The sequence below is a fragment of the Microbacterium sp. genome, from assembly GCF_052099035.1.
Taxonomy (GTDB): Bacteria; Actinomycetota; Actinomycetes; order Actinomycetales; family Microbacteriaceae; genus Microbacterium.
Genome location: NZ_JBQDSX010000089.1, coordinates 1 through 8,852 on the forward strand (window position 1 = coordinate 1; position 8,852 = coordinate 8,852).

The 8,852-nt window shown below is 62.4% G+C and carries 6 protein-coding genes and 1 pseudogene; 2 read left to right on the plus strand and 5 right to left on the minus strand.

From position 1 onward, the window contains the following. From ACTIAO_RS15935 to ACTIAO_RS15955, 5 genes and pseudogenes are all read right to left on the minus strand, one after another. A pseudogene (locus ACTIAO_RS15935) lies at window positions 1-378 on the minus strand (transposase); the annotation flags it as partial. 100 nt (window positions 379-478) lie between these two features. After that, the gene (locus ACTIAO_RS15940; protein ID WP_441907145.1) at window positions 479-1,843 is read right to left on the minus strand and encodes an HNH endonuclease signature motif containing protein; all 1,365 of its coding nucleotides are present in this window, start codon (window positions 1,841-1,843) and stop codon (window positions 479-481) included. Between the two features lie 69 nt (window positions 1,844-1,912). After that, on the minus strand, window positions 1,913-4,447 hold the full coding sequence (locus tag ACTIAO_RS15945; protein WP_441907146.1) for a GIY-YIG nuclease family protein: 2,535 nt from the start codon (window positions 4,445-4,447) through the stop codon (window positions 1,913-1,915). A 4-nt stretch (window positions 4,448-4,451) separates the two neighbouring features. Beyond that, entirely contained in the window at window positions 4,452-6,086 is a 1,635-nt protein-coding gene (locus ACTIAO_RS15950; protein ID WP_441907147.1) for an Eco57I restriction-modification methylase domain-containing protein, read from the minus strand. Between the two features lie 44 nt (window positions 6,087-6,130). Next, on the minus strand, window positions 6,131-6,772 hold the full coding sequence (locus ACTIAO_RS15955) for an N-6 DNA methylase (RefSeq protein WP_441907148.1): 642 nt from the start codon (window positions 6,770-6,772) through the stop codon (window positions 6,131-6,133). Between the two features lie 128 nt (window positions 6,773-6,900). On the opposite strand from ACTIAO_RS15955, the gene ACTIAO_RS15960 reads away from it, so the two are divergent. After that, entirely contained in the window at window positions 6,901-7,173 is a 273-nt protein-coding gene (locus ACTIAO_RS15960) for a helix-turn-helix domain-containing protein (RefSeq protein ID WP_441883031.1), read from the plus strand. Window positions 7,174-7,297: 124 nt separating this feature from the next. After that, on the plus strand, window positions 7,298-8,731 hold the full coding sequence (locus ACTIAO_RS15965) for a dicarboxylate/amino acid:cation symporter (RefSeq protein WP_441907149.1): 1,434 nt from the start codon (window positions 7,298-7,300) through the stop codon (window positions 8,729-8,731). Window positions 8,732-8,852: the final 121 nt, after the last annotated feature.

Genomic DNA, 8,852 nt, shown 5'->3' on the forward strand with positions numbered 1-8,852 from the left:
GTCAGCCCCCGCGCGGTCAACGACAGCACGATCTCATCGACGCCGGTCAGGCGCCGCTGCCGCTTCTTGACGATCTTCGGTTCGAACGACCCCTCACGGTCTCTGGGAACGTCGATCTCGACGGGACCGACCTCGGTCAGCACCGTCTTCGATCGGATCCCGTTGCGAGCGTTCTCGGCGATCGTGTTGCCGTGCTTCTCGTAGCCAAGATGCTCGGTCATCTCCGCCTCGAGCGCTGTCTCCAGCACCCGCTTGGTGAGCCCGTTCAGCACCCCGTCGGGGCCGACGAGGTCGACACCCTGTTTCCTTCGCCTGCTTCAGCAGCTGCTCCGCGAGCTGCTGCTCATCGATGATCTCTCCCGTCACAGGATCGATCATCTCGATGACATCGGTCATCGCCCTTCCTTTCGGTCCCAGCGCGTCTTTCCTACTTGCCATCGTCTATACCTTCCGTCCGTATGACGTAGGTACGTTTGGCTTATAACGGCACGCCGCGATCGATGTCGGTGTGACCTTGATCTTTTTTCCATTCATCGATGTGATGGGCTTCACAATAGGAGGCTGGCCGATCGCAACCCTGCCATCGGCATCCGCCGTCGCGGATCGCGAGCCCGATGCGCTGTCTTGGAGTGAAAAGCCGTTGCTCTCGGCCCACATCGAGTGGATTTCCGCACTCATCGATCGTTACGGGCACGACGCCTGTGTCGCAGATGTGCTGCTCGGCAACTGCCGCCGGCATCGACATCACGTGATCTTCGCTGTGCGCGACTGGAGCCGCAGTTCCGTCAGCATCCACAACCTGCACGAGTCGCACGCCGGCCTGCCGGGTTCCGAACACGCTCTTCGCGTCGGCGAGCGTGCCGGCGCGCATCACATCGAGGATCAGGTCATAGGCGAGCTGGTCATTGGTTCGCGGGTCGTCGATGAGGGACTTCGCCCGTTCTTGCTCGTCGGAGTCGACGAACCTCGGACCTCCGCGCCGCGGACGCATCGCCGCGGCCAGAATCGTCTCGATGAACAGGTCGCCTTCGTCGTCGAGCACCATGTTCGCGCGCTTCTGGCCGTCTTGATCACGGTAGGTGCGGAAGGACCGCTTCTCGAATCTCGCCGCGAACCGCGCCTCTGCTCCCTCTGGGTCAAGCAGATCCCGGATGCTCCGCGCCTGATGCCAGAGCTCCTCGGCCGTGCACTCGCGCGACGCGTCGATCAGCTGCTCTGCCGCCTGCGCCCACGCCGCACGTGCGTTCTCGCGCGCGGCAGCAAGCGCATCAGCATCCGTCAGCTCTGCGCCATTCTCGAGCTCGGCGCCATGCACCAACTTTGTGTCGATCTCGGGCGGCTCTCCGAGTCCGCGTTGGATCGCGTCGAACTCGGCCGCTGTCACCCGCGCATCGCGCAGTGCGTTCCGAAGAGGCTGAAACCACGGCTCGGGCGGCGGCGGCGTATCGGCCTCGACACTCTCGGTGAGCAGCTGCCCGTCGCTCGAAGATGATCCGGCCCCGCCGTCAACCAGCGACTCGCCCACACGAGCCACGCGGTTCGCTTCTGCTTTGGTCGATCCGGTGAGGTCTTGGATCAGGGCCGCCGCCGACCGGTGGCCCCGCGACGCCGAGAGCCCGGAGTGCCCGCGCTCGCGCTTCGAGCGCAGGGCGATCACTCCCGCCGCGGCAAGCTGAATCTGCTCGACCTGCCGGGCCAGCGCGGCCGTCTCGGCCAGCACTCTGACGACCTCAGCGTCGGGCATCTGCATCATCGATGCCTGGGCGCCCGCGACGCTTTCACCCTCAGCGAGCTGCCCACACAGGGTGGGGATCAGCGCCGCGACGTCGGTGAAAGTTGCCATACTTCATACTCTCAGAGGCCACCGACATTGAAACAAAGATTCTAGGATCTGTGGATAACTAAGAAGCCGTCATTCCACCGCCACGACGGTGTCATACAGCCCGTACCTGCGCAGCCCCTCGTGTGATTCGATTCCGGTGTACGAGAGCGAAGCATCCTCGTACCGGCGGAATGCGAACACCGCCTGGTTCATGTGTGCAGCATTGAAGACGTCGAGTGACACCAGCAGGTTAAAGTCAGCCACGGACAAACCGGTGACAGCTTTGAACAACTCTGGCTCGATCTTCGTGATGACGTCGTAGAGCGTGTTCTCGCGGTAGTCGGTGAGGTACATGAACGCCGGGATCCTGGTGGCGAACTTGATCAGCTTCTCTTGGATCTGCTTCCGCTTGGACTTGTACTCCTTCTCCTCCGCGGTCAGTTCCTTCGTCTCACCGGGCGTGATGTCGTCGCCCTTCTCCTTCTTGGTCTTCGACACCGCCTCACTCTTGTTCACAACGGTCTCGAATACCGACGAACCCAACGCGCGGAACCCCTCGATGTTCATGACGGCATCCATCGCCTCTTGCGAGCCCATGATCTTCTTGAGTGTGAGGTTGTCGACGTTCACGAGCACGGCAGATTCCCACTTGCGCGCAAGCAGCGTCGCCGACGTTCCCGACATGGCGATGTCGAGGATGCCGGCAGCATCCACCTGCGTCATGTTCGATCCGTCGTACGCGAGCACCGGCAGGAACGAGACCAGCTCTTCGACCGCCTTTTCGGGATTCGGATTCTCGGGCGACAGGCCGCGCCCGTACTCACTGATCTGCCTCAGTGCGCGCGTCGGGGCGAAGTCGAAGACGAAACAGACCGGCTTGAGGATCGCCTCCTCATGCGGATCGTCACCGTTGGGGTTGCGGATGCTCCACGGAGACTGCACCCGGAACGCTGCCTGGAAATAGGTCTCTGGCGCTTGCAGATTGCGCAGCATGAGGATCGACGACCACTGCGGCACCGTGACACCGGTGGTGAGCTTTCCGACGGTGAGCGTGATGGTCTTGGTGTCGTGTCCGTTGCCGATCGCCTCGCGCACCGGCGGGAGGGCGGCCAGCCCGACGCCAACGCCGGGCGCCGACACGTTCACAACCGTGTAGTCGTGCCAGAACGCATTCTGCGGTTCGGCAAGCAGGTTCGCCATGGCGGCGCAGGATGCTGTGCGCGGCAGCATCCACAATGAGTGCTGCAGGTATGGCAGAAGACGAGTGTCGGAATAGGGGAACGGCGGACGCGTGCCCGCTTTGAGAGCATCGAGCTGCGTGGGCGCGTAATTGCCGCGGATGATGTCGAGCCATTTCTGCACGTCATCCTTGTGGACGAATTCGGCCTCGTCGCCCGCACCTTTCGCCTCGAAGAACGCGTTGAGGTCGAATTCATCGAACTCCCCCTGGCTCGCGATTGCGAGGAGTTCCTCGGGCATCTGATAGGTCAGCAGGCGCATCTCGGGAAGCGATGCATAAGGATTCGGTTCGTCTGGATGCTGCGCCGCGAACTGCGCCTTCGCGCGCTGCTCGTCGGTGTACGTCCAGTTGAAGATCTGCTCCTCGATGAAGCGGCCTTCGTTCAGCACTTTGAAAGGCGTGCCGGAGAGATAGAGGTAGGCGGATGCCTGGATGGGGACGAACGCGTCCTCATCACTGCCGCGCTCTTCGAGTTCTTCCGCGAAGGTCTCTTCGGCCGCGGAGAACTCGATCTTCTCTTCTTTCTTCGCGTCGTCCTCGCCTTCGAAGAGCTCTTTGGCTGCGTCGCGCCAGGCACCGAAGTGGTATTCGTCGAAGACGACGAGGTCCCATGTGAGCTCGGTGAGCCACTTGTGGCGCGGCTTGAAGTTGCCAGCTTTGTCCGTTCCCATGAGGTCCTGGAACGAGCCGAAGAACACGAGCGGATGCTCTGAATCGACATTCGTCGGGTCGCCCGCGCTCTTGCGCGAAAGGTACTGCCACCCGTCGAAATCGACGTGCGTCTTCAAGTCGGTGTCCCACGCATCTTCGACGGCAGGCTTGAAGGTCACGACGAGGATGCGTTTCGCTTCAAGTTTCTTCGCGAGTTGGTAGGTCGTGAAGGTCTTGCCGAAGCGCATCTTTGCGTTCCAGAGGAACTCCGGCACCGCATCGGAGTCCTTCGACCAGCGGTCCTGGTAGTACCAGTAGGTCTTGTCGACGGCCGCTTGCTGCTCGGCGCGCATCGGGAAGGTCGCGTGGTGCGAACCGCTGTAGCTCTTGTTCGCACGGAGTTCCGTGATCGCGGTGCGTACGTCGTCGGCCGCGCAGCGCATCCACTCGCGACTGGATTCGAAGACGACATTGTCGAAGCCCTTGGCGATCAGGCGTTCGCGCACGTCACGATCGGTGAACGTGGTGCCATCGTGCCGATCTGCGGGCTCGTCGACTTCGAGCGTGTAGTCGACGCGCGCCTGCCCCTGCGACTGCTTGATGCGGTCATTGACGTCGGCCTGCGTCGTCTGACCGACCTTGACACAGTCACGCCAGCGCGCCGCAACCTCGCTGGAAGACCACGCGTAAATGCGGAGGCGGGCGTCGGGCTTCAGTGGGAGCAGTGCACTCATTGGCCTAGGCATTGCCAAGCTCCATCGGACGAACCATGCTCTCAATGAACGCGATCTCTTCGTCGGTGATGCCGTACTTCTCATAAAGCTCGTCATCGGTCCACGGACGCGAGAAATCTTGCAGCGGCACGAAAGTGTACTGTTCACGCGTAGTCGACTGAGACGGCTTGTGTAGTAGTACAAGGAACCTGAGCAGCCTCGTCCGTAAGTAGGAGATGACGTTGCTCGTCTCGGTCTCGTCGACGAAAGGACCAATAAAAATGTAGGTCTCAGACGAGACCTCACCCGGCTTTCCGATAAAAGGCTTCGACAAGATCGGGTGCGGGAAAGAATCGCTGCCGCTTCCGGCCCGCGGGATAAAGACCTTCCAACGATCGATCACCGCATGGTTCGCGCCTATCTCCGTTCGCGCCACGTACCCAATCCCGCTATTGCGATGCAAGAGCAGGTCACCGTCCTCCGGTATCGCGTGCCCTTTGAAGGTCGTATCGAATCCAAACGGCCGACGAGAACTGACGATTGCGCGAAACTGCTTATTCGACGGAAGACCAAAATGAGCGGAGTTCGACTCCACGTCTGACTCCATGAGCAGCACTTTTCTGAGAATCGAGACGCCCAAGTTGTACCGGACAAACACGTCGGCGCCGGGTTCACGCAGTGGCCTCGTAGCCACGGAGACATCTTGTCCAGCCGTGTGCGTTACGACATTGACGTCACCCGGATTATCCCTGTCCCAGAGCCAGTACGAAACGCCGCCCTTGATCTGAGTGCCCGGGAAGACATCATTCGAGTCCGGGTAGTCCACAATCGTGCGGATTCGATTGTCGTCCAGCATCCGCTCACGAAACTCATCAAGCCCTTTCCCTCCGGTCATCCATCGCGATGGAGTGACGACACTGAGAAATCGCGGTTCGAGTTCCTTTGCTTGCTCGATGAAGTATTGATAGATGGGTGCGGCGCTGATCCCGAAGCCGCCGTCCGCAAGCTGATACGGCGGGTTTCCGATGATGACGTCGAACTGCATGTCGGCTCCGAACAGCTCGTTCACGCGAGCCTTGATGTCGTTGGTGTGGATGAAGGCATAGGCGTGCGTCTCGAGGAACTCATCACGGGCATACTCGCCCTCGGAGGCCCCGCAGAACTTGCACTTCCCGGTGCCGGTCTGCTCGACAAGCTCTTCATGGCCGGTCAACGGGTTCGCGCGGCGCTCCTTCTTGCGCCCAGCCCAGGTGTGCTCAGTACGCTCGAACCAGATGTTGCCCCAGTCGCGTTCGAAGCTCTTCGCGATCGAGTGCTCACCGGTCGCGTCCTTCGAGCAGTAGACACTGCGACGCGCAAGTAGCGACGTCAGCTGAGTGATACCGATTCCGAAGACCTGCTTCGTGAGGACGTGATCGACGCGCTCGTCCAGATCGGGGATCTGCGTCGCCAGCCCGTCGGTCAGTCGCCGGGTGACCTCGCGGAGGAAGACGCCCGACTTGGTAAACGGGTCCAGGAAGGTGACAGTCGAGTCCGCCCAGATGGATGCCCCGTCGTTCGACTCCGCCCAGGCCTGCTCGAGCGTGTCGAGCATCTGGTTCGCGAACTCGGGAGGAGTGAACACCTCATCGTTCGAAAGGTTCGCGATGCACGTGAGCACGTCGGGGTTGTGCCCCTGAAGCGTAAAAGAAGCTTGCTCGGTCATTAGAGATCACGCCCTTCGACAGGCTCAGGGGCCGGCTGACCGGAGGAGGGCGACGCCGCGATCTCCTTCACAGTCATCGCCGGATACGTCTGCACCGGTGTGAAGATCTCGTGCTCTTCGAAGTGGGCAAACAGCCCCTCCGATGCAGCAGCGCGCTGCGTCAGGCTGTCGTAACGGAAGTCCCGTCGCTGGTACTTTCCGCGCCCGAGATACCCCCACTCGGGAAACGTGATCGGCTCGCCCGCGGCGGTCGTCATCTTCAGCGCATCCCCCTGCACGACGTTGACCGCGAGGACGGCGAGCGCGGCATCCGACCAGGGATCGCCGGGCGCGACTTTCAGATACCGGGTGAAAGTACCCGAAAGATTTTCGCGACACTCTTCCGCGTTGTCTTTCAGCAATTCGATCCCATAGATGCACATCAGCGCGAACAGGGCATAGTGGCGCTTCTCGAAGTCGCTCTTGCCATAGCGAGCCTGTACCGCTGCGAGCTTGCGCTCGAGCACCGGCACCAGAAAGTTGCCCGACCCGCAAGCGGGCTCAAGAAAGCGGGAGTCGATCCGTTCGGTCTCGCTCTTGACCAAATCGAGCATGTCGTCGACCAGCCAGCGCGGGGTAAATACCTCACCGTGATCCGACACGCGCTGCTTCGATTTGACGAGGCGCTCTGGCCCCGCGGCATCCGCTCTCCTGTTCACGATCCTGAGTGTACAAGTACCCGGGGACAGACGCCCTGGCATGAACTACCGGGGATCAACAAGCTTGATCAGTGGCCCGAATCCCCTCCGACGCAGCTGCCCATATCGGGGCGAAGATCGCTGCGACCCGCAAGGACCGGGGCCTCACCCAAGACCAGCTCGCGGTGCTCAGCGACATCGATTCGTCGAACATCCGCAGCTACGAATCGGGGCGCGCGATGCTCAGCGTCCAGACGCTCGTGCGCGTCGCCGAGGCACTGAAGACCGACCCCGGCGACTTCCTCGATGGGCTCACGTCAGAGATGTTCGGCGGGGCGGCCGCACCGAAGCGGCGCGCGTCGTAGAGAACGCCGCGTCACGCAAGAGAACGCCACGTCACGCAACGTCACAACATGCGTGGGAATGAATCTTCGCGTCTAACGTTTAAATCCGTGGCGCGCGTCCGGAGTGCGCCTGATCTGGAGAACCATGAGCACGACTGCACGCGCCCAAAAGGCACCCGATACCCGCGGCCCCGTCCGCAAACTGCTGACATCATTCGGCTTCCAGATCCTCGCGGCCCTGGTGCTCGGCATCGCCGCCGGCCTCATCGGACGCCAGCTCGGTGCGACAGCCGACACCCTCAACGGCCTCTCCGCCACCCTCGACACGATCGGCAGCTCATACGTCACGCTGCTGCGCGCGGCCGTCGTCCCGCTCATCTTCACCGCGATCGTCGCCAGCATCTCGAACCTGCGCCGCGTGCAGAACGCCGCGCGCCTGGCAGGTCAGACGCTGCTCTTGTTCGCGATCACCGCGTTCATCGCCGTATCGATCGGCATCATCCTCGGTCTGGTCATCCAGCCCGGATCCCGCGCAGGCGCGGGCCTCGAGCCTGGCGAGCCGTACACGGTCGGCACGTGGTGGAACTTCCTCCTCGGCCTCATCCCGCAGAACTTCCTCGGCCTCGGAGTGAGCAGCTCCTTCGACGCTGAAGCAGGAGCTGTGGCATCCTCTGTGACCTTCAACATCCTGCAGGTCATCGTCGTCGCTGCCGCCGTCGGCATCGCAGCCCTCAAGGCCGGCAAGAAAGCCGAACCGTTCCTCGCCTTCACCGAGTCGCTGCTGAAGATTATCCAGCGCGTGCTGTGGTGGATCATCCGCATCGCACCGCTCGGCACCTTCGGCCTGATCGGATCGGCTGTCGTCGAGTACGGCTGGGGCAAACTCGCATCCCTCGCCTGGTTCGCCGCCGCCGTCTACATCGGCCTGGCCCTGGTGATCTTCGTCGTCTACCCGATCCTGATCAGGACCCATGGCCTCTCGATCAAGCAGTACTTCACGGGCGTGTGGTCTGCAGTGCAGCTCGGATTCGTCAGCCGCTCCTCGATCGGCACGCTCCCCCTCACCGAGCGCGTCACCGAGCGCAACCTCGGCGTGCCCAGCTCCTACGCCTCGTTCGCTGTCCCGTTCGGGTCCACGACGAAGATGGACGGCTGCGCCGCGATCTACCCAGCCATCGCCGCGATCTTCGTCGCCCAGTTCTTCGACATCCAGCTGAACATCGTGCAGTACCTGCTCATCGTGCTCGTCTCGGTCGTCGGCTCCGCCGCCACTGCCGGAACCACGGGCGCCACCGTCATGCTGACCCTCACCCTGTCGACCCTCGGCCTGCCCCTGGAAGGCGTCGGTCTGCTCCTCGCGATCGACCCGATCCTCGACATGGGCCGCACCGCCGTCAACGTCGCGGGCCAGGCGCTGGTCCCGACGATCGTCGCCAAGCGCGAAGGCATCCTCAACGAGAACCTCTACAACGCTTCGCGTGAGGGCCTGCCATTCGCCGATGACTCGGATGCCGCGGACGAGCCGGAGCAGGATGCCGCATCCGCTCGCCCCACGGCAGAGACGGTCGCAACGCACTGACACCAGCATCCGCACCGGTTCTGGCGGGGGGGGGGGCCCCCAGGCCCCCCCCCCCCCCCCAGGTGGTTAGAAAACAAACAAAGGCGGTTGACCAGTACGGAAACCCGCGCACACCCACACG

Coding starts and splice junctions, on each gene's coding strand:
- ACTIAO_RS15940 (WP_441907145.1), bottom strand. CDS start 1,843: ATGGCAACTTTCACCGACGTCGCGGCGCTGATCCCCACCCTGTGTGGG.
- ACTIAO_RS15945 (WP_441907146.1), bottom strand. CDS start 4,447: ATGAGTGCACTGCTCCCACTGAAGCCCGACGCCCGCCTCCGCATTTAC.
- ACTIAO_RS15965 (WP_441907149.1), top strand. CDS start 7,298: ATGAGCACGACTGCACGCGCCCAAAAGGCACCCGATACCCGCGGCCCC.